A 23,754-nucleotide genomic window follows, 5' to 3' on the forward strand; every position below is an offset into this window, starting at 1 on the left:
CATCATGGAAACCCATGATCAATACAACCGTATACTCAGAGATTTGAGGCTTTCCGTGACGGACCGCTGCAATTTCCGCTGCCGGTATTGCATGCCCGAGGAAATCTTCGGCAAGGATTACGCTTTTTTGTCCAGGGAACATATTCTCAGCGTCGAGGAAACGGTGCGGATTACGCGGATTTTCACCCGCCTCGGGGCCCGCAAAATCCGCATCACCGGCGGCGAACCGCTGCTGCGCAAGGAGCTTCCGGATATGATCCGGGAGGTGTCCCGGATCCCTGGCGTGGAGGACGTTGCCCTGACGACGAACGGCAGCCTGCTGGCCCGGCACGCCCGAACGCTGCGTGAGGCGGGCTTGATGCGCGTCGCCGTCAGCCTGGATGCGCTCGATGATGACACTTTTTTGGCGATGAACGGCGGAAAGGCCAAGGTGGCGCAGGTGCTGGAGGGCATTGACGCCGCCGCCGAAGCAGGTCTGGCCGTGAAGGTTAACATGGTGGTGCAGAAGGGCGTCAACGAGCATGCCCTGCTGCCTATGGTCCGCTATTTCCGCGAGCGGGGCCATATTTTGCGCATGATCGAATATATGGATGTCGGCAATACGAACGGTTGGAACTGGGATCAGGTCGTCAGCAAGCGCGAGATGCTGGAGCGGATTCACGCCGAATTTCCGCTGGCGCCTGCCGATCCCAATTATGAGGGAGAGGTGGCTTCCCGCTTCCGGTTTCTTGACGGCCAAGGCGAAATCGGCGTCATTTCATCCGTCAGCGACGCCTTCTGCTCCACCTGTACTCGGGGCCGATTATCGGCGGACGGCATGTTCTACACCTGCCTGTTCGCGACGAAGGGGCATGACCTGAGGGAATGGCTGCGTTCAGGTGCAACCGACGACGAGATCGCGGAGCATATCATGGCCATTTGGGAAGGACGGCATGACCGGTATTCGCTGGACCGCGGTAAAGCCGGCACCGGTACGGGCCGGGAAGCCAAGGTGGAAATGTCCCGGATCGGCGGATGACGGCTTGTTCCGGTCTGGCTTCCTAGAATGTACATCGATCAACGTTTTCTTTAAAATTGTTGACAAATTTATGAACAGGTGTTTATCATATGTATGAAATGTCATAGACAAATGGGGTGGATGTAGGGAATGCACCTGCCCTATTCGTTACGTGTCATGTGTGTTTGATCTCCCTATAGGAATCGGGTAGGGGAATTAACCGCTGTCAATCAACTTTCGGCTTCAGGGCCGGGGTTTGATTTGTGGCGGTTTTTTTGTTGTTGGAAAGAGCAAGGGAAAGTGGATCTGGTTGCGAATCACAGGCTTTTATCGAAGAAAGTTACGAAGAAAAATGGAAGGAATGGTACGATGTCGTCTTTTTATTCACCACAGCAAATTCGTGATATTGCCATTGAAACAGGGGAGAAGAAAGCCAAACTGCCGCTGCCTGCGGTTCTCATTCTAGGCTTCCTGGCGGGTGCTTTTATTGCGCTTGGTTTTCTGCTGGATATCCGTGTCATCGGAACGGCTCCGAAGGAATGGGGCTCGGTCGTCGGATTTCTGGGTGCAGCGGTCTTCCCGGTAGGGCTGATCCTGACCGTCCTGGCCGGAGGGGAACTATTGACGGGGAACATGATGACGCTTCCAATGGCGTGGTTTTCCCGTAAAATCGGCTTTGGCGCCGTCCTCAAGAACTGGATTCTCGTTACGGTCGCCAACTTTATCGGGGCGGTGTTCGTCGCCTATTTCTTCGGGCATGTCGCCGGGCTGACGGAAGGGGCGTTTCTGGCCAAAACGGTAGCTGTAGCCGAAGCAAAGGTGCATGATTCGTTCCTGCAGGCTTTTGTATCGGCCATCGGCTGCAATTGGCTCGTCTGCCTTGCGGTCTGGCTCGGTTACGGCGCGAAGGATGTTACCGGAAAAATCGTCGGGATCTGGTTTCCGGTCATGGCGTTTGTCGCCATCGGCTTTCAGCACGTGGTCGCGAACATGTTCGTCATTCCGGCTGCGATCTTTGCCGGACAGATGAGCTGGAGCCAGTACTTCCCGAACTTCGCGGCGGTGTTCCTGGGCAACCTGATCGGCGGAGCGGTCTTTGTGGCCCTTGCGTATTTCGCCGCTTACCGCCAGCCCGCCGGCTCCATGCTGCCTCTGGCCGAGAAGGCGAATCATAAATCGGCGTAATGCCGCTTGGCGTACTGCTCCAAAATATGCACGAATTTGAGCAGCGCCATGCCGGCTGGCTGATCTTTGCCTTGAACCATCAGCAGGTTCCGGCCGAGCTTCATTCCTTTCAGCTTGACCTCGCACAGCTCGCCGCTGCCAAGCTCCTTGCGGACGACCCAGCGGGACAGGACAGCGATGCCAAGGCCCGCGGCGGCCGCTTCCTTGACACCCTGGCTGCTGCTGAAGACGAAGCTCCGTTTGACCGCAAGTCCCCCCTCCTCAATCAGCCTGTCGCTGTAGGCCCGCGTGCCCGAACCGCTTTCGCGCAAGACCCACACCTGGTCCTGCAGCATGCCGGGATCAATCGATTTGTAGGCGGCGAGGGGATGGTCGGGCGACATCACCAGCACCATTTCATCCTCCATGAACGTGGTCAGCTGCACGTCCCTGACGGTCGTGCTTCCTTCAACCAGACCGATGTGAAACCGCCCTTCGCGGATATCGTGCACGATGTTGTCGGTGTTGCTGATGTGAACCTGCACATCGACGTCGGGGTACTGGTGCGCATATTCGGCGAGAACGGCCGGAAGGATGTATTCGCCGATCGTAAAGCTTGCACCGATGCTCAAGGAGCCGGTCACGACATCCCGCAGCAGATGGATCTCCTGCTGGGCCTCCTCGTACAGCGCCAGCATCTGCTTGGCCTTCCGGAACAAGATTTCGCCGGCCTCGGTCAGTCTGACCTGCTTCGGGGACCGGAGCATCAGCTTCGCGCCCAGCTCATCTTCCAAGTTCCGGATGTGCAAGCTAACCCCCGGCTGGGACAGATGGAGCAGCTTGGCGGCGCGGGAGAAATTGCGCTCTTCGGCGACGGTGACGAAGACCTTTAGTGTGTCTGTGATCATGGCGTGGACTCCTGTTTATCGTTTTTTCAGCGGCAAGCGAGCTAAGGCTAAGGCGGCGCTGAAGATTACACTCAGTGTAACGTGGGGGAGGGCCGCAATCAATCATAAGTTATCCTGATGATTGGGATAGCAAATCGGTATTTCCCTTCCGGAGCCGGACATTCTATAGTGAGCGTATCGATAGCCGCTTGAATGACCAGGCTACGGACGGGAGGAATGAATCATGATTGCATCTCAGGGATCGGCCCTGCCGCGCAAAAAGCGCAATTTGAACGCTTATATGCTGGGGCTCTGCCTCACGTTTGTATTATCACTGGTGGCCAAGGGGCTGGCGCTGCTGCCTTTTCTGGGCATCATGGGGCAGCTGGTGCTGGCTATCCTGCTTGGCATGGTTTACCGGGCATTCGCCGGCGTGCCGGAGTACGCGATGCCCGGCATCGCCTTTTCCAATAAAAAGCTTCTCAGGCTGGGTATTATTTTGCTCGGCATGCGGCTGAACCTGGCGGACATCGTTCATGCCGGGCCAAAGGTTCTGCTGCTGGCCGCGGTCAATATCAGCGTGACGCTGCTTGCGGTATACGGCATCGCCCGGCTGATGAAGGTCGATCCGGTCATGTCGCTGCTGGCCGCCTGCGGTTCGGCCATTTGCGGGGCGGCCGCCGTGGCCGCCATCGCGCCGCAGGTTCGGGCCAACGAGCAGGAGACGGCGGTCAGCGCCGCGGTAGTTGCCCTGCTCGGCACCTTGTTTACGCTGCTGTACGTCGGCCTGTATCCGCTGCTCGGCCTGTCGCCGGCCGGATACGGCGTGTTTGCGGGCGGCACGCTCCATGAAGTTGCCCATGCCATCGCGGCAGCAGCGCCAGGGGGCAAGGAGGCCGAAGATATGGCCGTCATCGTCAAGCTGACCCGGGTGGCGCTGCTCGTGCCCGTCGCCGTTCTCGTCGGCCTCTGGAGCAGCCGCAAGGGCGGGCGCACCGCACCGGGGGAAAGAAGCCGTATTCCCATCCCCTGGTTTGTTCTTGGCTTCCTGGTGATGAGCGGCATCCATACGCTGGGCATCCTGCCCGAATCGGCTGCCTCGCAGATCGTCACGGCAGCTTATATGCTGATGGCGATGGCCATGGCCGGTCTTGGCCTGAACGTCGACTTTGCCGTGTTCGGGCGCAAAGGGGGCCGTCCGTTCGCCGCAGCGCTGCTAGGCTCCTGCCTGCTTGCCGGCGTCGGATATGTGCTGGTCAAGGCGCTGGGATTAGCATAAACGCCGGAACGTACCGGCCAACACCTAAAGAAGGACTCCGGCCGGGAACGGCGGAGTCCTCCTCTTTTTTTTACAATCTTAAATGAACGTACCGGCTACAGTTCTTCGGAATCATCGCCGTCATATCCATTGATCAGGTCCGTTCCGTGCATATCCTCCACCATGGCGATCGCGGAAGGATCGACCGGACTGTTCGCCGAAATGTCGTCCGCATCCGGAACATCCGGCAGCTCTTCGTCCTCCGTCAGTTCGTTCACGGCCGAGGATTCACCGGCGTACGCGCCGGACGTCCCGGCAGAGGCTGGAGCCGAGTCCCGGCCCCCAAGCTCGGGACTCATGTCGGACCGGACATAGAATTCCACGTCCTCCGCTTCCGGCTCACGGCTGATGCTTTGCTTGGTGTATGTTCCCGTATCCTTGAAGTCATCCCGGGGCAGCTCAAACTCGGGCGGAAGCTCGCGCTGCTGGTCGTACCGTTCATAGGTCAAATCGGCATCGCTTTTCATATTCTTATTATACTCATCAGCCATGTCATCCATCTCCTTTGGCGTATTTTCTTTCCTTACCGTTACCCGAAATGAGCCCGTATATCCGCTCCCGGATTAAAACTTAGGAAATACGTATCGGATCAAGAAATAGAGGAAACCGAAAAAAATAATAATGTACGCGGCATATTTGATAAAAGTGGCTGCTACAAGACTGGAATCGGACTTCTGCTGAACTTCCTTATGCTCAACCTCAACGTTGTTCCGGCGGAATTCACTCATGGGTAATCCTCCTTTCAGCGCAGATCGGGAAGTCTGTGTCGTTTGCTACTTTAATAAACGTACCCGCTCAAGGTGAAACATCGTTACCATACTTAGGAAAAAGTGGTATGATTAAATAAGTCCCGGCTTGTATAGCCCCGAAGGCAGTTGTGCTAAGGTTGATGTCAACCCGGGGATTCTTATGTTTTCAAAATGCATAAATATAAAGAATGGCGGCAGTGTGCTCGAGGTTGTATGTATATTTATGCAAATGATATATTTTTTGACGATGCCCGAAAGAACAGGAAGGAGTGGACGATGATGATAGCGAATCTACATAGCAGTTGAAAATTTTACAAATATTAACTTTTGAGGTGTTTTATGAAGGGTTTCCCCAAATCCGTAATCACGAAGCTGGCTCTGATCGCTTGCCTGACCCTGCTGTTTGTGACGGTACCGGTATTTGCTGGAGCGATGCAGACGGGTGGAGAGCGTTGGATTACCGAGTGGGAGGTCAAATGGGCGGACAGCGCGGATCTTGCGGCAGTTCCCGGATCCGTAACGGCAAGCGAAGGCTGGAGCCCGAATCCATCCGGCATGGCTTTGCCGAAGAGGCCCGGAACATCATCGACATTATGGATCAGAACGAAGCTCCCTGCCTTGAACTGGGACATCCCCTCCATGCTTCTCCCTAAGATATACGGACAGAACATTGCGATTTTTATCGGCACGACCCCCATCTACGAATCAAACCGCGACTATATTTACGATAACAACAAAGTGTTAACTCCCCTTCAGAAAAATGATTCCGATAAAATACTGTACATAGGCGTTCAATCCGCCAAGGACCGCATCGGACTGCGTCACGGCATTGAACTGGGCAACTATCCGGAATTGCTGGACAACTACGTCAAGAGAGACCTGATCGATATCATACTGGGCTGCGCGTTTGTCTTTATTGCGCTCGTCATGCTCATTTGCTCGGTTTTTTTGAAAAAGGAGCAGAACGCCTCCTGGATTTCACTGAGTCTGGTGATCGCCTCCGCCGGAGTGCTGGTCATCACGTATTCCCCGTTTCTTTATACCTTTTACAAGGATTACGGCAAGCTCTATACCCGCCTCTGGGATGTCGCGCTGTTCGTGCTGCTTCCGTCACTAACCTATTTTATCGAACGGATCTTCGGCAGCGGGTACCGTTCGGTGATTAAGAAGCTGTTGTATTTTCAAATCGGATATTCGGCATTCTGCCTGCTCTTCATGCTGGCGAACATCGTGCTAAACGATAAATTATTCGGTATCCATTACTTTCTGTCGGTCCGTGTTCTGGGAATCGTTATGATCGTACAAGCCGTGCTGCTCGTCAGCAATTCGATCATCCATGCCGTGAAAGGGAACCGGAGCGCCGAGATTCTCACCGTCGGTTTTGCAGTGTTCGGCTTGACGGTCATTGGCGAAATGGTCTGGTTCTATTTGAAGGACGGCAATTATGACCTGTTTCTGTGGAAGTGGGGGGCGGCTGTATTTATCATATCCCTGATGCTGATCCTCGGCCGGAACTATACCATCAATCACGAACAGATTGTAAAATATTCAAGGGAGCTGGAAATGTTCAACAACGAGCTGCAGCGCTCCGAGAAAATGGCCATCATCAGCGAATTGGCGGCATCCGTCGCCCATGAGGTCCGGAACCCGCTTCAGGTGACACGCGGTTTCCTGCAGGTGCTGACCAAGAAGTACAGAAACCAGGATAAACTCTATATGACGATGGCCCTGGAGGAGCTGGACCGGGCCGCAGGCATCATCACCGACTTCCTGACCTTTGCCAAGCCGCAGTTTGAACGAATTTCCGTCCTGAACGTCAAAGAGGAGCTGGGGCATGTGGAGGGCGTCATCGTACCGCTTGCGAACCTTCAGGGCGCCCAGATCGATATGCGTGTTCCGGACCATCTTCAGGTGAAAGGGAACTCTTCGAAATTTAAGCAGGCTTTTATCAATATGGTGAAGAACAGCATCGAGGCGCTTAACGGAGACGGTCAGATTAACGTATGGGCTTACGAAATGGACGAACGGGTTGTCATCCATATTCAGGACAATGGGGAAGGGATGAGCAAGGAGGAGCTTGCCCGGCTGGGCGAGCCGTATTTCTCCAACAAGACGAAAGGGACCGGGCTTGGTCTAATGGTTACGTTCCGGATCGTGGAAGCCATGGGGGGAAGTCTTGAATTCAAAAGCGAAAAAGGGGTGGGAACCGAAGCGGTCGTCTCCTTTCCATCAGCGGCTGTATAAGCCGCTTGACGGTAAGGTGGCGAACTTCACTGTTCCCAACCCTTTCATCATTTATGTATATTCAAGATGAGGTGAGTAATCTCAATTACCAGGAGTATTTCGGCGCCGCGGCCGCTCTGACCGTTTCTGTTGGACTTGGGGGAAGCACGAGATAAAACTCGTTGGATGATTCCTCCACTGTCTTTACTTTGATGTGTTCAGGTAAAATAATACCGAGCACTTCTTTGATTGCGGCCTTAGGGTCGGCCAGGAGTCTTTCCTTGAAACTTGGGTCTTCCCAGGCTTTTTGAATAACTTGGTTGTGAAGGATAGCTTCTGCTGTCATTAGAATCACCCTTTCAACAAAAATGGTTAATATTACCTTTATAAGTATACCATGGAATAAATTATAAATCTATCATTATTTGATATGATTTAACAACCATAAACTTAATCCGCCTTTTTGCAAGGCGTTTCTCTCATCTTCGATCCGGTTTGCGTCGTCCTGAATCGACAGCAGAATATGCTCGTGAAAAGAAAGCAGCTGGGGAATGCTCAATGGGGTCTGCTTGATGTGCTCATGGTTGGCTTCCGCCACGGCGGTGTATGAGCGCAGAATGCCGTGAACGGCAATATAATGCTCGACACGATCGGCAGTGAGCGGTCCGCCTTGGGCAAACTGCGACCGGATCAGCGAGAGCAGGCTGTTATAGCTGCCTTCCTCAAGATCTTCCCGCCAGTCGGCCCAATCGTCCGCCATTTGCAGCGTAGCCAGTACGTGTTCGAGCAAGTCGGTCACGGCCGGAATTTGTTCCTCCCCGCCCGACAGGAGCAGCGCTCCGGTGCTCGACAGCTTCAGCGGCGCAGCCTTGCGCGCGATGAACAGCGGATTCACGCGGAAATAGTCGGCCGTGTGCTCATTGGTAACGGCTTCCGCCCATTCATGCAGGTACTGCCTGAAATAGGACCAGAACCGGGACGCTGAGGGGAAGTAGCCGCGATAGATGTCGAGAAACTGCAGATACAGCAAATTTCCCAGCGGCAGCTGCTCCTTGTCCTGGGGCGAGGAGGAATCCATGCAATCGTCCTGAATGAAAAAATAGAGCATGGCGCAAACGTTGCCGATCGACAGCTTCCGGGCGTCTTCGGCCGAAAGTCCTGCCATTTCCATCAGCCAGAAGGGCAGCAAATAGCAGATATAGTTTTTGGCGCTGTTTTCTTCGAGCGGGTTAAAATGGGTTAAATAGGAAAGGCCTTTCGTGTTCAACGGAGAAGGGAACGCGGCAATGATGCACTCGGTTTCGCGGAATACATACGACAAATCGGCTTCATAACGCTCTAACCATTCCATATAATCACCTTTTTTAGATAGAATTGTTGTTCCAAGCGGCGGTATCCGGTGCTGAAGACCTCATTGAGCCGTTGACCTGGTTATGAATATGGGGTTGTGTGTATGTTGTTATATGAAGTTTAGTTGAGGTTTTGATTAGTTTAGCATATATTTCCAATTTATGAAATCCGAAATTGAAAGAACCGGATGCGAGGCTGCAGACTGCTGGTTCCGGTACACTAACATTCGGTAGAGGTGCACATATGAAAGCTTCGAGAAAATACGGCATCATCGCGGCGGCGATTTGTATAGTCATCCAGCTTGTGCTTGCCGCCTCCTGTTACGGCAGTTCCGAACCGGCTCTAAAGCCGCTGACGGACTGGCGGTTCACTTGGGAGGGCGGAGGTACGGGCAGCCGCAGCACGGACGGCATCGGGCCGGCTTCCGGGTGGGAGCCGTACCGGATGAAGCAGCCGCTGCAGCTAAGCACCGGGGAAGAGAAGGCGGGATGGTTCGAAACGAAGCTGCCGGCACTCATCTGGAATACGCCTGCCATTTTGCTCAAACCGGTTTATGGAATCAAAATCGACATCTACGTCGGTCAAGAGAAACGATACGAAATCGATCGGGATTACCGGTATGATGTTCATCATATCCTGCTTCCGCTGAGCCGTGAAGACGCTGGTCAAACGCTGCTCATGAAAATCCAGGGGGGAACCGGCCGGATCGGCATGGACGGTCCCGTGTGGGCCGGCGATTACCAGACGCTGCTGACCAAGCTGATCAAGGCCAATCTGGGTGATATCGTTTTGGGAAGCTCGTTTATATTCATTGCGCTGATCATGCTGATTTCGGCTTTACTCCTCAACCGGAGTGAGCGGAACAGCTGGCTGTCCCTGACGACAGTCATTTTGTCGATCGGGCTCATGATCCTGACTTATTCTCCTTTTGTGTACAGTCTGTTCAGAAGCTATGGAGAATGGTTTCAGGTCGTTTTTGACCTTGGCCTGCTGTCGCTCTTACCGGCGATAACCTATTATTTTGAAAGAACCATTGGCCCCGGCTACATGCTGATCATTCGGATGTGCCGTAAATTCCAGGTAGGGTACTCGCTCTTTTGCCTCGGGTTTATGGTCATCAACCTGCTTAGCGGCAGCCGTTTCTCCGATATTTATTATTTCTTCTCCGTCAAGGTGCTCGGCTGCATTATGATCGTTCTGCTGATGATTTTGGCGGCCAGCGCGATATCCTACGCCGCCAAAGGAAACAGGGACGCAGCTGTGTTTGCTTCGGGTTTTGCCTTGTTTGCCATCGCGACGCTGGGTGAACTTGTCTGGTTCTATGTACGCCAGGGGGACTACGTGCTGTTCTGGTGGAAATGGGGAGTCCTTGGCTTCGTGATCAGCCTCATCATGATCCTTGGCCGGAAGTTCGCCCATAATCATCGGCAGATTGTCGTGTATTCCCGGGAGCTTGAAATGTTTAACAGCGAGCTGCAGCGGTCGGAGAAAATGGAAATCATCAGCGAGCTGGCCGCCTCGGTTGCGCACGAGGTGAGAAACCCGCTTCAGGTCACCCGCGGCTTTCTGCAGCTGCTGCAGGAGAAGTCGAGGGACCGGGAGAAAGAGTATCTCCGGCTGGCGCTTGAGGAATTGGACCGGGCATCGGGGATTATTACGGATTTTCTTACATTTGCCAAGCCGGAGGCGGAGAAGGTATCCCTGCTCAATGTGGGGTATGAATTCCGGCATATCGAGGGCATCTTGATCCCCCTGGCTAACCTTCAAGGCGGCCGGATGACGACGGATATTCCCCAAGACTTGTACGTTTACGGCAATTCGTCGAAGTTCAAACAGGCCTTTATCAATATGATCAAGAACAGCATTGAAGCGCTGCGGGAGGAAGGCCACATTCAAATCCGGGCTTACCGGGAGAACGGCCAGGTCGTCATTCGCGTCGCCGACAATGGAGAGGGGATGGAGCCGTCAGAGGTGGCGAGGCTCGGCGAGCCATATTACTCCAACAAATCGAAAGGAACCGGGCTCGGACTGATGGTCACGTTCCGCATCATTGAGGTGATGCAGGGAAAGATCGAGATTGAGAGCAAGAAAGGCGCCGGTACGGTGATGACCGTCCGTTTCCCGGCCGCCGCATCCGGCGAACAGGGAACGGAATAATCCCTTGATCCGCATACACTGGAACAAAAAAATGGCGCCTGCATCGGCGTCATTTTTTTACGTTTAAAATAGCTCTTCAGGAGCGTTCCCTCCATGGAGGTCTCTCCAGGCCAGATATAAGCTGATCGTTGCGGCAATAAGAAACAGAAAAGCGGAAATAAAGGCAAGCTGCTTTCCGATGCTCATCGCACCGATACTTCCGCCTGCTCTCATTCCCGGGGTCGCGGAGGGGACCAAACCGCTGATTCGAACGGGCTTCGCCGGTTTTGATCTTGATTTAACCCGCTTCCTTGGCTTTGCCGATTTCACTGGTTTCACGTTAAGACACTCCTTTGCGTGAGAATCCTTCTTTAAAAAACGATGACAGGGTGCTTTAACGAACTCACAGTAAGTTATGTTACTGCCGTTCGGGTCGTTCCGAGGCCAAGAGAAAATAGACTGGGAAAGAAACCGATGTATGTTTGATCATCTAGAATCGATTTATACAGCTTGTCGCCGCAGCTGAAGCCAGAGGTCTTATTGCAGTGTATGATGGGGCGGCCGAGATGTTATCTACAGGAGCAAAAAAATAGGGTCCCAGTTAGCCCTCGAGCCGTCCCTTCCCGGTGATCCGAAGATGTTGAAAACATCCGGCTGGTGGGGAAAATGATCATTTACTAGATTGTTAGTTTTGTTATAATAAATTATGCTAACTTTCTTTGGACAATACGAGCAATGGCAGGAGGATATCATGGACAAAACGCAATGGAACATCAGCAGCTGGAGCTTTAAAGCTTGCAAGGACCAGGAATGGATGGAGGCGAAGGTACCGGGCTGCGTACATACGGATCTGCTGGCCAACGGCAAAATTCCGGATCCGTTCTACGGAACGAATGAGAAGGAAGTACAGTGGATCGACAAGCAGGATTGGGAATACGAAAGCCGGTTCGATTTGCCGGAGGAGCTGCTGTCCCTTCCGCATCTGGAGCTCGTCTTTAAAGGGCTTGACACCTATGCGGACGTCGCCGTGAACGGCAAAACTGTTCTTCAGGCGGATAACATGTTCCGCACATGGAAGGCCGATGTTAAGAATATGCTGCAGCCGAAGGACAATACCGTCCATGTGCGTTTCCGCTCGCCGGTCCAGGAGGATCTTCCGAAGCTGGAACGCCTCGGCTACGATTTGCCGGCAACGAATGACCAGTCGGATGTCGGAGGACTTGGAGACCGGAAAATCAGCGTATTCGCCCGCAAGGCGCCGTATCATTACGGATGGGACTGGGGTCCTCGTTTCGTAACCAGCGGCATTTGGCGGGATGTCTATATTGAAGGATGGGATCACAGCCGGATTCAGGATGTGTACATCGATCAGACGGAGGTTACGGCAGCATCGGCCAAGTTAACGGCCGTGATCGAGCTGGAGTCAGACCTGGAAAGGGAAGCGCTGGTTCGCCTGAGCGCGGACGGTCAGACTTGGGACCAGAAGGTCCAGCTGTCACAAGGCGCCCAAACGGTGGAACTCCCGCTGGTGATCGACAATCCGAAGCTGTGGTGGTGCCGTGGACTCGGTGAGGCGAATTTGTATGAATTCCGTGCGGAGCTGATCGTTGACGGCGGCGTGGCAGCCGAGAAAAGCGTTAAAACGGGCCTGCGCTCGGTCAGGCTGGTCCGCGATAAGGACGAGGCCGGCTCTACCTTTTATATCGAGCTGAACGGAGTACCGGTGTTCGCCAAGGGTGCCAACCATATCCCGAACGACAGCTTTATTACCGAAGTAACCTACGAACGCTACCGTCATGAGATTGCCAGTGCAGCAGCCTCCAACATGAATATGCTTCGCGTCTGGGGCGGGGGGATTTACGAGCAGGACGCTTTCTATGAGCTGTGTGACGAATACGGCCTGATGGTATGGCAGGATTTCATGTTTGCCTGCAGCATGTACCCCGGCGACGAAGCATTTTTGGAAAATGTGCGGCTGGAAGCGGAGGAAAACGTCAGACGTCTGAGAAATCATCCTTCGATTGTTTTATGGTGCGGCAATAACGAAATCGATACGGCCTGGTCCCACTATTCCGAAAATACCGGCTGGGGCTGGAAGCAGCAGTATACTCCGGAGCTCCGCGAGCGCCTGTGGCAGGATTACGAGGCGATCTTTCACCGGATTTTGCCGGAAGCGATTACCCGTTATGCGCCGCAGGCCGATTACTGGCCGTCTTCGCCGATGATCGAGCTGACCGGGGACATTCGTCAGCATGCGACGAACAGCTCCACCGGCGGGGACATCCATTACTGGGGCGTATGGCACAATGTGGAGCCGTTTGAAAATTATAACGTGTACATCGGGCGTTTCATGAGCGAATACGGTTTTCAGTCGTTTCCGGAATACAAATCGGTTCGCCGTTATGCCGAAGAGCATGATTTGGCCCTGGAATCCGAAGTGATGCTGGCCCACCAGAAGAACGGGCAGGGCAACCGTCTGATCAAGCAGTACATGGATATGAACATGAACGAGCCGAAGGATTTCCCTTCCTTCCTGTATATGAGCCAGGTGCTGCAGGCGGAAGCCATGAAGATGGCGATTGAGGCGCATCGCCGCAAGAAGCCTTACTGCATGGGGACGCTGTATTGGCAGATGAACGATTGCTGGCCGGTGGCTTCCTGGGCGGGGATGGATTATTTCGGCCGCTGGAAGGCGCTCCAGTATTATGCCAAACGCAGCTTCCGCGACGTCGCCGTTTCCATCGACGGTACGCGCGGCGATGAATTGGACATTTACGTCCTTTCCGATGTGCTTCAGCCGCTGTCCGGAAATCTTCGCCTGCAGGTCATGGACCTGAAAGGGAACGTCCTGCAGGAAACGGCGGAGAGCTTCAGCATAAGCGCGAACATATCGGAAAAGGTGCATACCTGCTCCGTGGAGCAGCTGCTGGGTGGAAGCCGCCCGCAGGAAACGTTTCTGCTCGTCCAGCTTGAGGTGTCCGGGCAAGTGGTGGACAGCAAGGAGCATTATTTCGTGCCGGCTAAGGAGTTCGCGTTCGCCAAAGCGAATATCACGGTACGGGAGGAAGAAGGCAGCCAAGGTCATACGCTGATCCTTACAACGGATACGCTGGCCAAACAAGTATGGATTTCCAGCGAGGCGGAGGGCAGCTTCAGCGACAATTTCTTCGATTTGATTCCGGGCAGGGAGCAGCGCGTGCAGTTTTACGCCCGTTCGGAAGGGAAAGAGCCGTTCATCCCGGCCAGACCGGGCCGGATCGAAGTGAAATCGATGGCGGACTTTATCGTAAAGTAGGATATTTGCATACAAAGGAGCCGTCCGGGTATACCGGGACGGCTCCTTTTCTTTGGTTGGACGCGTATGCACCAGCGCTGTAGCCGCTGCTGTTAAATATAATGCAGTCCGGATAAATAAGGCAGAGGTATCGTACAGAAATCTTCCGGCGCCCCCGCCAGGTGGGGAGACTCGGGATCAAACAGCAGCGACAGCAAACCGCTGTCATCCAGCACGAGTTCCTGTCCCTTGTTTGTGACCGTGTATGATCTGCCGCCGGCTTCATCGATGCGGATAAAGGATTGCCAGTCTACCTTGAGCAGCGGGGAACACTGCGTGAGCAGGCTGTGGGCGTCCGCGATCCATACGGTGCCGCTGTTCGGGCCGGATTGGACCGCGGCGCCGGCCTGCTGAAGCAGTTTCAGCAGGGCTTGCTCCTGCCAAGGCACCGGAACCTCCAAGCGCTGAATCCGGTGGCGCTGGAGCATTTCGGCCAGCAGCCGGGCGACGGCCTGCGGATGGCCACCCCACTCGACGGCCTTGGCCGGTTCGCCGGACGTCGAGGATTCAGGAGCCGTTGGCACGGCAGCGGCCAGAAAGGCTGCTATCGCGCCGTCTTTGCGAGCGGTGAGCGTTTCTTGGCGCATCATGGTGATGTCCGCGATGGCGCTGCTGCCCAGCAGCGTGAGCAGCTGTGCGGGGCCCTGCTCATAGGCCGGGGAAGCGCCGGAGAGGATCGCGGAGATGCCGAACGTATCCTCCGGCCGCATAGGGCTGATGCTCCATTCATCTGTATCCGGTTGCAAAAGGGCTGCCGCGCTGCTGCGATCCAGCATGGCATAATGGACTCTGCCAAAATCGTAGCAGCCTGCCCGGCGGTACAGGGAACGGCCGCCGGATACGAATACGAGGGAAGCCCCGGAGCGGCGTGCATGCTCCATGCATTCCGCCAGAAGCGTGCTGGCCAGATTTTGCCCGCGGAAGTCGGGGTGTGTGCATACCGAACCGATGCTGAACACGTTCAGCCTGGCTTCCCCGATCCGCACCACGTCCGGCGCCAGTCCCATGAACGCCACCAGCTCGCCCTCATCGGTGAACGCGCCATAGGAATGGCTGACACCCGGATGAAACAGGGCCGGAAACGATTTGCCCATAGAGGGCTGGCCGGGCTTGCCAAATACAAGGTCCGACAGGTCTGCGGCCTGTTGCAATTCATTTGAATTAAGCAGCCGAATCTTCAAGTTATACATGCCTCCTCATCCGTCATGCTAGTTGTCAAATAGGTCGAGAATAAGTATAGCCCTCTAACGGGATAAAGTGAAGATGGGCGAGCCATTTCCTCTATTGAAAAAAACAGATGCCCGGAAAGCCGTTGTCTGCTCCAACGTTACAAAAAAGTGCTTAAATGACTTTGAAGTGCGTACTTCCCGAGGGCGCAATCCGGGTGCACAATAGAGCCATCACCAAGCACAATAAACAAAGGAGCTGACATTCCATGAATGATCATAAATCGGTTAAGGAAGAACGGAAAGTGGCATTGGTCGTCGGGGCCAATGGGGTGATTGGACGCAATCTCATCGACTATCTGCTGACGCTGCCGGAGTGGGAAGTGATCGGGGTATCCCGGAGGGGAGGGGAGGACCGGGAGCGGGTCCGCTATATCGCGGCGGATCTGCTGGACCCGGAAGATGCCCGGCGCCGCCTGGGCGCGCTTCCCGAGGTGACGCATCTGTTCTACGCCGCTTATCAGGACCGTCCGACCTGGGCCGAGCTGGTGGCACCGAATTTGGCCATGCTGGTCAACAGCGTCGAGGCGGTCGAAGCGGGATCGCCGGGGCTGCGGCATGTCAGCCTGATGCAGGGGTACAAAGTGTACGGTGCGCATCTTGGCCCGTTCAAAACCCCGGCCAAGGAATCGGATGCCGGTCATATGCCGCCCGAGTTTAATGTGGATCAGCAGCAGTTTTTGGAGAAACGGCAGCAGGGGAAGGCTTGGACGTGGTCGGCCATTCGTCCTTCGGTGGTCGCGGGTTTTGCATTGGGCAATCCGATGAATCTGGCCATGGTTATCGCCGTATACGCGTCCATCTCCAAGGAACTGGGCATTCCGCTCCGTTTTCCGGGGAAACCGGGGGCCTATCATACGCTGATGGAGGTTACTGATGCCGGGCTTCTTGCCAAAGCTACCGTGTGGGCCGCAACCGATCCGCGGTGCGCGAATCAGGCGTTCAATATCAACAACGGGGATCTGTTCCGGTGGAACGAGATGTGGCCGAAGATCGCCGCTTACTTCGGAATGGAGACGGCGCCGCCCCTTCAGATGTCCCTGGACGTCGTTATGGCCGACAAGGAGCCGTTGTGGAATGACATGGTCCAAAAGCACGGGCTTGCCCCGCATTCTTACCAAGAGGTTTCTTCCTGGGGCTTCGGCGATTTCGTCTTCTCCTGGGATTACGATTTTTTCGCCGACGGGACCAAAGCCCGCCGCTTTGGCTTCCATGAGTACGTGGATACAGAAGAGATGTTCATGAACATTTTCGATGATTTGCGCCGGCGTAAGGTCATTCCGTAACGCGTGGGTTTGGCCGTCATGCCTATGATAACCCCAACGTATATAAAGAGAGGCTGCCCCTGATCTTGCAGGGATGCAGCCTCTTTGTTTATATGCTTCTGATCCTTCCGGGTTATGCCGCAGGATCTCTCTTGGCGCCGCCGGTGCCTTTCAAACGGCCGATCTGCCGATGGCCGCCTGCCCCTTGCAGCCGGTCAACCTGCCTGTTTACGGCGCAGACTCCAAACGGGAGTTTTCTCTGATGACCGCCGTTCCCTGGTACTTTTTATCGACATGCATTTCTCCCCATCGGCACATCATATGCAGCAGCTCCTTCATGCTCCAACCGTATTCGGTCAGTTCATACTCGACCTTGGGAGGAACCTCATTGTAGATGATGCGCTGAATGATGCCCTCGTCTTCCAGTTCGCGCAAATGCTGGGTCAGCATTTTCTGGGTGATGGAAGGAATGAGGTGCAGGAGCTCGTTATTCCGCTTTTTGCCGAAGGTCAGATGAAACAGGATGACCGGCTTCCACTTGCCGCCGATCACCTCCAGGGTTACTTCCACTGCCGTATTGTATATTTTCACCGGTTGGTCCATACGTTTGCACCTCCGTAAGTAAAGGTCTGTTCGCCGCCGTCTTCAAGTCATCTCAACGGTATAGGATTACCTGGGGCCGCAGGGAGCGATAATCCGTCTGATTAATTCCAATATAGCATGACTGGTTGCGATCCGCATAACAGGTGACGGGAAATGGGAGGGCATTTCATTTTTATTCTTGAATTTAATATATGTATGCGATATATTGCATACATAAGATAAAGGAGTGAGCGATCATGCCGATCCCTAAAAGTTATTCCTCGCCTGTGCGTATGACCGCCAAGGAGCGGGCCTTCAGCCAAATTCAGAGATGGATTATCGACGGCACCCTTCAACCGGGAGAAAAACTGGTGGATGCCGAGTTGGCGGAGGCGTTGGGGGTTTCCCGCACTCCCGTACGCGAGGCGCTGCAGCTGCTTGAAGTCCAAGGGCTGGTTGAAATGCATCCTGGAAGGGATACGCGCGTTCAGACGGTCGAGAAGGATGACATTCTGAAAATGTATGCTACCCTAGCTGCTCTGCACTCCCTGGCGGCTGAAACGGCTGCGACTCATATTTCGGCGGAGCAGATCGAACAGCTGAAGGGGCTTAACGCCGATTTCGCCGCCGCGATCAAGCAGGGACAGCCGTACCAGGCGATGGAGCTTGACGAGCAGTTTCATAACTTGATCGTGGACGCCTCTGATAATGCCTACGTTGCCTCCTTCAGCGCCTCGCTGCAAATCCATATTCGGAGGTTTAAGTATGTTTTTCTGGCCCAGCCGGTGTCGGCAACCGCTGCCTCGGCAGAAGAGCATGCCCGCATCATCGAGGCGTTCGAGAAGAAGGATGCGGCGCTGGCCGCCTCGGTGATGAAGCAGAATTTGCTGAGACCGATGAATGAGCTTTATGCATTCATTCAAAACCACTCGGAAGGAGACGATTCGAAATGACGAGTCAAGATCGACCAGATCTGCGGATTCGCAGCAAAGTTATCAGTGAGGGTGTAAACCGGGTCCCGAACCGGGCCATGCTCCGTGCGGTCGGATTTAAGGATGAGGATTTCAAGAAGCCGATGATCGGCGTGGCCAGCACCTGGAGCGAAGTGACACCTTGCAATATGCATATTGATGAATTGGCCAGGGAAGCCAAGAAAGGCGCTCAGGCCGGCGGCGGGGCTCCGCTCATATTCAATACGATCACCGTTTCCGACGGGATATCGATGGGGCATGAAGGCATGCTGTTTTCGCTGCCCAGCCGGGAAATTATTGCCGATTCGATCGAAACCGTCGTGAACGCCGAGCGTTTTGACGGCCTGGTAGCGATCGGCGGGTGCGACAAGAATACGCCGGCCTGCCTGATGGCGATCGGACGCATGAATCTTCCGGCTGTATACGTTTACGGAGGCACAATTCAGCCTGGATCGCTGAACGGCCGGGACGTAAATATCGTGACGGCCTTCGAAGCCGTCGGGCAGTATCATGACGGCAAAATGACTCCCGAGGAGCTCCATCAAATCGAGTGCCACGTTTGTCCGGGTGCCGGAGCCTGCGGGGGAATGTATACGGCCAACACTATGGCTGCAGCCGCGGAAGCGATGGGCATGAGCCTGCCTGGTTCCTCATCGACGGCGGCCATCGCAAGCGGAAAAGCCGATGAGTGTGCGAGGGCGGGAGAAACGGTGATCCAGCTTCTCGAAAAAGGAATTTATCCAAGAGACATTATGACGAAAAAGGCATTCGAGAACGCCATTACCGTCGTCATGGCTCTGGGGGGATCGACCAACGCCTTTCTGCATCTGCTGGCCATCGCCCATTCCGTTCAGGTTGATCTGACCATCGACGACTTCGAGCGGATTCGCAAGAAGGTGCCGCATCTTGCCGATCTGAAGCCGAGCGGCCGGTATATGATGCAGGATCTGAGCGATGCCGGGGGTGTCCCTGCGGTCATGAAGCTGCTGCTTGAAGCGGGCCTGCTTCACGGCGATTGCATCACCGTAACCGGGCATACGATAGCGGAAAATTTGGCAGCGGTGCCGCCGCTGCGGAGCGGCCAGAACGTCGTCAGACCGCTGGATCAGCCGCTGAAGCCTACAGGGCCGCTCGTGCTGCTGAAAGGTAATTTGGCGCCGGATGGGGCCGTAGCCAAAATGTCCGGCCTGAGCAGGCTGTCCTTTACCGGGCCTGCCCGCGTATTTGACAGTGAAGAAGAAGCCACGGAAGCGATCGTGAGCGACCGGATCCGGAAGGGAGATGTCGTCGTCATCCGCTACTGCGGACCGAAAGGCGGTCCCGGCATGCCGGAAATGCTGTCCGTCACCGCCATGATTGTGGGCAAAGGACTGGGCGGTGACGTGGCGCTTCTGACCGACGGCCGGTTTTCCGGCGGCTCGCACGGTTTTGTGGTGGGACACGTGGCTCCGGAAGCTCAGGTCGGCGGTCCGATTGCCCTCCTTCGGGAAGGGGATATCATTACCATCGACAGCGAAACCCAGGAAATCAATATGCAGGTCAGCTCGGAGGAGCTGGAGGAGAGAGCAAAGCAGTGGTTCCCGCCGCAGCTGAAGCATTCCGCCGCCGTGCTGCGGAAGTATGCGCGGCTCGTATCCTCGGCATCCAAAGGAGCCGTCACGGATGGGGACGTTTAAATTGTAAGCAGGGGCACCGCGATAGAAGCGGTGCTCCCTTTTTTATTTACCATGATCCGCTCATGTCCAATAACCCCGCATAATCCCGCCTTTATTTGGAAAATGTAGACCCATGATTCCCCTTTTCAGAGGGCTGTTCTCACCGTCAATTGACGGCCTAAAGGGGAGGGGACATACCGCTTTTGTTTGTAACATTAGTTGCTTGGTTTATATATAACTAGGGCAATTTTCTTGTTCGCAACCGAAATCAAGGCGTGTTTACATTCCATTTTAAAGAGGCGAGGCTGTTTGGATTCCACAACACTGGTTAATTCACTTGTTCTATTAATGGCCGGCCTGCTGCTCGTCGGCGTACTGACCACCAAATTTTCCTCAAGATTCGGCATGCCGGCCCTTGTGCTGTTTATCATCGTTGGCATGCTGATTACGCGGTTCGTGTATTTCAATAACGTCCTCATCACCCAGATCGTCGGGATTTTGGCGCTGATTGTCATTTTGTTCGAAGGGGGCATGCAGACGAAGTTTGCTGATATCAAGCCGGTCATCAAGCCGGCCCTGTCGCTGGCGACGGTGGGGGTGCTGCTGACGACCTTTATCGTCGGCGTCTGCGCCAAGTATATTTTGGGCGTGTCCTGGGTGGAAGGCTTTCTCTTCGGTGCCATCGTCGGATCGACGGATGCGGCCGCGGTGTTCTCGGTGCTTGGAGGGAAAAATATCAAAAAGCGTCTGACCTCCACCCTGGAAGCCGAGTCCGGCAGCAATGACCCGATGGCCGTCTTTCTTACCGTCTCCCTGATCGAATATGTTCAGCATCCCGAGGCGGAAATCTTCCAAATGATCCTGTCGTTTTTCTGGGAAATGGGCATCGGCCTGGTCATGGGGCTGCTCATCGGCAGGCTGGCGGTTTACGTCATCAACAAGATCAATTTCGATTCGTCCGGACTGTATCCCGTGATGGCGCTCGGATTCGCCATTCTTGCGTACAGCGCCACCTCGGTGATCCATGGCAGCGGGCTCCTCGCCGTCTACGTGACGGCTATCGTCATGGGCAATTCCGATTTGGCCTATGGGCGTTCGATTATGCATTTTAACCAGGGGTTCGGCTGGATGATGCAGATTGTCATGTTCGTGCTGCTCGGCCTGCTTGTCTTTCCATCCGAACTGCCGGGCATCGTCGGGGAAGGTCTGCTGCTCTCCCTGATTCTGATGCTGATTGCAAGGCCCGTTGGCGTCTTCCTCAGCACGCTCGGGATGAAGTATTCTTTCCGGGAAAAGCTGCTCATTTCCTGGGCCGGCCTGCGCGGAGCCGTACCGATCGTGCTGGCGACTTATCCGATGCTGGCGGATATGGAACACGGACGGCTATTTTTTAACGTGGTGTTTTTCGTCGTGCTGACTTCGGCCATTATCCAGGGGGCAACGATTTCCCCGTTTGCCGGGAAGCTGGGGCTGGCGGGAGAAATCAAACCGTCCAACCCTTCGCTCCTGGAGCTGACGGCCTTAGGCAAAGCCAAATCGGAGATCAACCACGTGGACGTCAACGAGACGATGGCGATCGCCGGCAAGGAAATTTCCGAGCTCGACCTGCCGGAGGACATTTTGTTTACAGCGATCATCCGCAACGAACAGATCATCGCTCCGCGCGGGAACACGAGAATCGAGTCGGGCGATACGGTGTATGTGCTGAGCCCGAAGGCGAAACGGAAGCAGGTGAAAGCGATTCTGACCTCGCCGGCGCTTCCGGTGGTTCATCTCAACGAAGAGAAGCAGAAGCCCGAAGAGGCCACTAACATCATACCGCCTAAAGATCCGGACGGCCATCCGGAACAGGAAACTTAACACAAAAGCCCTGCCTTCTTTGCGAAGAAGCAGGGCTTTTTGGAATGCCGGAGGCTCAGGCTTTTCCCAAGATAAAGCTGATGATCAGAATCAGGAGCACCAGAGTGGTAATTCCTGTATACAGCTTGTCGCCTTCGCGCACAAATACCCAGATGGAAATGGCGACGCGCAGTACGGGGGTCAGAATGAGAAGGATCAATCCGGCCGTGATGACGGCATAAGGCTTGAACGACGCGATTCCGCTCACAATATCGGGGAGGCTGTGCGGGTAAGAGCTGCCGGGGTATCCGCTGCTTCCCTCCATAAAAAAGAGCACCAATCCGACGATGATGACGGCTGCGCTCAGCACGACGCCGACCCGGAGCCAGCGGCTGACGGCCAGCTCCACCTCCAAAATATCTTTCTGCTGCCGCTCTTGACGTTGCTCGTTCGTTTCGCTCATTTCGTCAGTCCCACTCCTTCCAAAATCATCTGCACGGCCACGTACGCCAGCACCGGAATGAACAGCAGGCGGATCGTCTTGCTTTTGAGACGCTGCATAATTTGCGCTCCGACGGTCGCTCCGGCCAGAACGCCGAGAGCCACCGGTCCGGCGATATGCGGATCGATATCCCCGCGCAGCAGGTAAACCCCCGCGCTGGCCGCCCCGGTCACGCCCATCATGAAGTTGCTGGTGGCGGTCGAGACCTTCAAAGGAAGCTTCATGAACACGTCCATGGCCAGCACTTTGAAGCTGCCGCTGCCGATGCCGAGCAGGCCGGATACGATGCCAGCGCCGTACATGACGGAGAAGCCTCCGTAGACGTTTCCGGCATGGTAAGGGACGTCCTGCTTGATGGCTTTGTCATAATAGCATCCTTCAAGCCGAAGCTTCTTGGCAGCCGGGCTCATGCTGACCTCACCGGCGGCACCTTCGCTCTTCTTCTTGATCATATTAAACGCGGAGTAGATGAGCAGCAGCCCGAAGATGATATAGAGCAGATTAGGGGCGATGATGCCGCCGATAAACGCTCCGGTGATCGCCCCGATGGTCGTGGCGATTTCCAGAAACATCCCGACCCTCATATTGGTGATCCGGTCGCGGATGTATGCGATGGCGGAGCCGCTTGAAGTGGCGATGACGGATATGATGCTGGCGCCGATGGCATGCTCGATGCTGACGCCGAATAGAAGCGTCAGCGCCGGCGTGACGATGATGCCGCCTCCGAGACCCAGCACCGATCCGACGATGCCGGCCAGAACGGAGATGAGCAGAATTTCCAAAGATAACGTAATCACATGAGTACACCTGCCTGTATCAGAAAATAAGAGTCCGGATTGCGCTCTTCCGCCGTGTCCCTGTACACTAAAAACACGGGGCTTATCGCATCCGGATGCCGTAGGACGGATTCATTATACACCGTTTGTATAATATTAACCATACAAACGGACGATATTTATGTAGTTTATTTTTACAATGTAAAATACAACGAAGCAATGAAGCTTATGCCGGGAGAGGAAGAAAGCCATGAAATTCAAACACTTGGACGAAAAAGACAATATGATTCTGGATCATCTGCTCGATAACGGCAGGCTCAGCCATGCCGAGCTCGGCCGGTTTGTGAACCTGACGCGGGCTGCCGTGCGGGAACGGGTCAATGGCCTCATGGAGCAGGGAATCATCGATAAATTTACGGTGATTGTCAACCCGCTGAAGGCCGGAAAAAGCATGTCGGTGTACTTCTTGATCGAAGTGGAGTGGAACCTGCTTGAGACGGTTGCCGAAACGCTGCTGGCGGATGATGAAATCACGAGCGTCTACCAGATGAGCGGCGGCCCGCACCTGCATGTCCATGCATTGATGGATGACCAGGAGCATGTGGAAAAATATTTGCGGAAGCTCCAGACGGTGGAAGGCATCACGAACGTGCACAGCGAGTTTCTGATCCGCCGGTTCAAAGAGCGGGAAGGCATACAGATTTAAGATGTCCATCATGCAGCTGCATCCATGCGGTCTTTCTCGTTTATCATGCCTATCTTTGTATGTGGTAGCCGGAT

General features: G+C 54.8%; 21 protein-coding genes. 11 read left to right on the forward strand and 10 right to left on the reverse strand.

Features of this window, described 5'->3' with window-relative positions; genetic code table 11:
• Positions 1 to 4 precede the first annotated feature (4 nt).
• Both moaA and KI379_RS30305 read left to right on the forward strand, forming a co-directional pair.
• Entirely contained in the window at positions 5 to 1,018 is a 1,014-nt protein-coding gene (moaA, locus tag KI379_RS30300) for a GTP 3',8-cyclase MoaA (RefSeq protein WP_084204073.1), read from the forward strand.
• Between the two features lie 348 nt (positions 1,019 to 1,366).
• Positions 1,367 to 2,182: a formate/nitrite transporter family protein gene (locus KI379_RS30305; protein ID WP_212985886.1), complete on the forward strand. Its 816-nt coding sequence runs from the start codon at positions 1,367 to 1,369 to the stop codon at positions 2,180 to 2,182.
• Here KI379_RS30305 and KI379_RS30310 read toward each other — a convergent pair.
• The gene (locus KI379_RS30310; RefSeq protein WP_212985887.1) at positions 2,167 to 3,069 is read right to left on the reverse strand and encodes a LysR family transcriptional regulator; all 903 of its coding nucleotides are present in this window, start codon (positions 3,067 to 3,069) and stop codon (positions 2,167 to 2,169) included. The two genes, KI379_RS30305 and KI379_RS30310, sit on opposite strands and share 16 nt — an antisense overlap.
• Before the next feature lie 223 nt (positions 3,070 to 3,292).
• On the opposite strand from KI379_RS30310, the gene KI379_RS30315 reads away from it, so the two are divergent.
• Entirely contained in the window at positions 3,293 to 4,327 is a 1,035-nt protein-coding gene (locus KI379_RS30315; protein ID WP_212985888.1) for a YeiH family protein, read from the forward strand.
• A 95-nt stretch (positions 4,328 to 4,422) separates the two neighbouring features.
• On the opposite strand, the gene KI379_RS30320 is transcribed toward KI379_RS30315, so the two are convergent.
• Together KI379_RS30320 and KI379_RS30325 are read right to left on the reverse strand one after the other, a co-directional pair.
• Positions 4,423 to 4,857, reverse strand: a complete 435-nt coding sequence (locus KI379_RS30320; RefSeq protein ID WP_089548484.1) for a hypothetical protein — start codon at positions 4,855 to 4,857, stop codon at positions 4,423 to 4,425.
• A gap of 72 nt (positions 4,858 to 4,929) precedes the next feature.
• A complete protein-coding gene (locus tag KI379_RS30325; protein ID WP_167372908.1) occupies positions 4,930 to 5,094 on the reverse strand; it encodes a hypothetical protein in 165 nt (54 codons plus the stop codon).
• Positions 5,095 to 5,454: 360 nt separating this feature from the next.
• On the opposite strand from KI379_RS30325, the gene KI379_RS30330 reads away from it, so the two are divergent.
• Positions 5,455 to 7,359: a sensor histidine kinase gene (locus KI379_RS30330; protein WP_212985889.1), complete on the forward strand. Its 1,905-nt coding sequence runs from the start codon at positions 5,455 to 5,457 to the stop codon at positions 7,357 to 7,359.
• A gap of 85 nt (positions 7,360 to 7,444) precedes the next feature.
• Here KI379_RS30330 and KI379_RS30335 read toward each other — a convergent pair whose 3' ends face one another.
• Positions 7,445 to 7,684 (reverse strand): NHLP leader peptide family RiPP precursor, encoded by a 240-nt coding sequence (locus tag KI379_RS30335; protein ID WP_076173667.1) that lies wholly within the window; start codon positions 7,682 to 7,684, stop codon positions 7,445 to 7,447.
• Positions 7,685 to 7,759: 75 nt separating this feature from the next.
• A complete protein-coding gene (locus tag KI379_RS30340; RefSeq protein WP_076173668.1) occupies positions 7,760 to 8,689 on the reverse strand; it encodes a hypothetical protein in 930 nt (309 codons plus the stop codon).
• Between the two features lie 242 nt (positions 8,690 to 8,931).
• Between KI379_RS30340 and KI379_RS30345 the strand changes: the two genes are divergently transcribed.
• Positions 8,932 to 10,845: a sensor histidine kinase gene (locus KI379_RS30345; RefSeq protein WP_212985890.1), complete on the forward strand. Its 1,914-nt coding sequence runs from the start codon at positions 8,932 to 8,934 to the stop codon at positions 10,843 to 10,845.
• A 63-nt stretch (positions 10,846 to 10,908) separates the two neighbouring features.
• On the opposite strand, the gene KI379_RS30350 is transcribed toward KI379_RS30345, so the two are convergent.
• Positions 10,909 to 11,163 carry a hypothetical protein gene (locus KI379_RS30350; RefSeq protein WP_212985891.1) on the reverse strand — a complete coding sequence of 85 codons (255 nt, stop codon included), beginning with the start codon at positions 11,161 to 11,163 and terminating at the stop codon, positions 10,909 to 10,911.
• Between the two features lie 412 nt (positions 11,164 to 11,575).
• Here KI379_RS30350 and KI379_RS30355 point away from each other — a divergent pair, with 412 nt between their 5' ends.
• Positions 11,576 to 14,119 (forward strand): beta-mannosidase, encoded by a 2,544-nt coding sequence (locus KI379_RS30355; protein ID WP_212985892.1) that lies wholly within the window; start codon positions 11,576 to 11,578, stop codon positions 14,117 to 14,119.
• 92 nt (positions 14,120 to 14,211) lie between these two features.
• Here KI379_RS30355 and KI379_RS30360 read toward each other — a convergent pair whose 3' ends face one another.
• On the reverse strand, positions 14,212 to 15,339 hold the full coding sequence (locus tag KI379_RS30360) for a GNAT family N-acetyltransferase (RefSeq protein ID WP_212985893.1): 1,128 nt from the start codon (positions 15,337 to 15,339) through the stop codon (positions 14,212 to 14,214).
• A 254-nt stretch (positions 15,340 to 15,593) separates the two neighbouring features.
• Between KI379_RS30360 and KI379_RS30365 the strand changes: the two genes are divergently transcribed.
• Complete coding sequence (locus KI379_RS30365; protein WP_089548479.1) at positions 15,594 to 16,670, forward strand: SDR family oxidoreductase; 1,077 nt, start codon at positions 15,594 to 15,596, stop codon at positions 16,668 to 16,670.
• 207 nt (positions 16,671 to 16,877) lie between these two features.
• Here KI379_RS30365 and KI379_RS30370 read toward each other — a convergent pair whose 3' ends face one another.
• Positions 16,878 to 17,252 carry a winged helix-turn-helix transcriptional regulator gene (locus KI379_RS30370; protein ID WP_145141782.1) on the reverse strand — a complete coding sequence of 125 codons (375 nt, stop codon included), beginning with the start codon at positions 17,250 to 17,252 and terminating at the stop codon, positions 16,878 to 16,880.
• Between the two features lie 236 nt (positions 17,253 to 17,488).
• Here KI379_RS30370 and KI379_RS30375 point away from each other — a divergent pair, with 236 nt between their 5' ends.
• The 3 genes from KI379_RS30375 (at position 17,489) to KI379_RS30385 (ending at position 21,717) form a co-directional block, all read left to right on the forward strand.
• Positions 17,489 to 18,184 (forward strand): GntR family transcriptional regulator, encoded by a 696-nt coding sequence (locus tag KI379_RS30375; RefSeq protein WP_116234095.1) that lies wholly within the window; start codon positions 17,489 to 17,491, stop codon positions 18,182 to 18,184.
• Complete coding sequence (ilvD, locus tag KI379_RS30380; protein WP_212985894.1) at positions 18,181 to 19,878, forward strand: dihydroxy-acid dehydratase; 1,698 nt, start codon at positions 18,181 to 18,183, stop codon at positions 19,876 to 19,878. The genes KI379_RS30375 and ilvD overlap by 4 nt, the downstream gene beginning before the upstream one ends.
• A 288-nt stretch (positions 19,879 to 20,166) precedes the next feature.
• Positions 20,167 to 21,717 carry a potassium/proton antiporter gene (locus KI379_RS30385; RefSeq protein ID WP_212985895.1) on the forward strand — a complete coding sequence of 517 codons (1,551 nt, stop codon included), beginning with the start codon at positions 20,167 to 20,169 and terminating at the stop codon, positions 21,715 to 21,717.
• A gap of 55 nt (positions 21,718 to 21,772) precedes the next feature.
• Here the strand turns inward: KI379_RS30385 and KI379_RS30390 are convergent, their stop codons facing one another.
• Both KI379_RS30390 and KI379_RS30395 read right to left on the reverse strand, forming a co-directional pair.
• Positions 21,773 to 22,159, reverse strand: coding sequence for a DUF1634 domain-containing protein (locus tag KI379_RS30390; protein WP_076173676.1), 387 nt, complete (start codon positions 22,157 to 22,159; stop codon positions 21,773 to 21,775).
• Positions 22,156 to 22,995 carry a sulfite exporter TauE/SafE family protein gene (locus KI379_RS30395; protein ID WP_212985896.1) on the reverse strand — a complete coding sequence of 280 codons (840 nt, stop codon included), beginning with the start codon at positions 22,993 to 22,995 and terminating at the stop codon, positions 22,156 to 22,158. Before KI379_RS30395 ends, KI379_RS30390 begins: the two co-directional genes overlap by 4 nt.
• Before the next feature lie 229 nt (positions 22,996 to 23,224).
• Between KI379_RS30395 and KI379_RS30400 the strand changes: the two genes are divergently transcribed.
• The gene (locus KI379_RS30400) at positions 23,225 to 23,680 is read left to right on the forward strand and encodes an Lrp/AsnC family transcriptional regulator (RefSeq protein WP_089548473.1); all 456 of its coding nucleotides are present in this window, start codon (positions 23,225 to 23,227) and stop codon (positions 23,678 to 23,680) included.
• Positions 23,681 to 23,754 lie beyond the last annotated feature (74 nt).

It is taken from the genome of Paenibacillus cineris, from assembly GCF_018333335.1.
GTDB classification, from domain to species: Bacteria; Bacillota; Bacilli; order Paenibacillales; family Paenibacillaceae; genus Paenibacillus_AQ; species Paenibacillus_AQ favisporus.

What these genes read in the sequence shown, in the direction of transcription:
- KI379_RS30310 (WP_212985887.1), bottom strand. Translation starts at nt 3,069, where the DNA reads ATGATCACAGACACACTAAAGGTCTTCGTCACCGTCGCCGAAGAGCGC.
- KI379_RS30345 (WP_212985890.1), top strand. Translation starts at nt 8,932, where the DNA reads ATGAAAGCTTCGAGAAAATACGGCATCATCGCGGCGGCGATTTGTATA.
- KI379_RS30305 (WP_212985886.1), top strand. Translation starts at nt 1,367, where the DNA reads ATGTCGTCTTTTTATTCACCACAGCAAATTCGTGATATTGCCATTGAA.
- KI379_RS30335 (WP_076173667.1), bottom strand. Translation starts at nt 7,684, where the DNA reads ATGACAGCAGAAGCTATCCTTCACAACCAAGTTATTCAAAAAGCCTGG.
- KI379_RS30365 (WP_089548479.1), top strand. Translation starts at nt 15,594, where the DNA reads ATGAATGATCATAAATCGGTTAAGGAAGAACGGAAAGTGGCATTGGTC.
- ilvD (WP_212985894.1), top strand. Translation starts at nt 18,181, where the DNA reads ATGACGAGTCAAGATCGACCAGATCTGCGGATTCGCAGCAAAGTTATC.
- KI379_RS30400 (WP_089548473.1), top strand. Translation starts at nt 23,225, where the DNA reads ATGAAATTCAAACACTTGGACGAAAAAGACAATATGATTCTGGATCAT.
- KI379_RS30355 (WP_212985892.1), top strand. Translation starts at nt 11,576, where the DNA reads ATGGACAAAACGCAATGGAACATCAGCAGCTGGAGCTTTAAAGCTTGC.
- KI379_RS30325 (WP_167372908.1), bottom strand. Translation starts at nt 5,094, where the DNA reads ATGAGTGAATTCCGCCGGAACAACGTTGAGGTTGAGCATAAGGAAGTT.
- KI379_RS30375 (WP_116234095.1), top strand. Translation starts at nt 17,489, where the DNA reads ATGCCGATCCCTAAAAGTTATTCCTCGCCTGTGCGTATGACCGCCAAG.
- KI379_RS30320 (WP_089548484.1), bottom strand. Translation starts at nt 4,857, where the DNA reads ATGGCTGATGAGTATAATAAGAATATGAAAAGCGATGCCGATTTGACC.
- KI379_RS30390 (WP_076173676.1), bottom strand. Translation starts at nt 22,159, where the DNA reads ATGAGCGAAACGAACGAGCAACGTCAAGAGCGGCAGCAGAAAGATATT.
- KI379_RS30330 (WP_212985889.1), top strand. Translation starts at nt 5,455, where the DNA reads ATGAAGGGTTTCCCCAAATCCGTAATCACGAAGCTGGCTCTGATCGCT.
- moaA (WP_084204073.1), top strand. Translation starts at nt 5, where the DNA reads ATGGAAACCCATGATCAATACAACCGTATACTCAGAGATTTGAGGCTT.
- KI379_RS30370 (WP_145141782.1), bottom strand. Translation starts at nt 17,252, where the DNA reads ATGGACCAACCGGTGAAAATATACAATACGGCAGTGGAAGTAACCCTG.
- KI379_RS30340 (WP_076173668.1), bottom strand. Translation starts at nt 8,689, where the DNA reads ATGGAATGGTTAGAGCGTTATGAAGCCGATTTGTCGTATGTATTCCGC.
- KI379_RS30315 (WP_212985888.1), top strand. Translation starts at nt 3,293, where the DNA reads ATGATTGCATCTCAGGGATCGGCCCTGCCGCGCAAAAAGCGCAATTTG.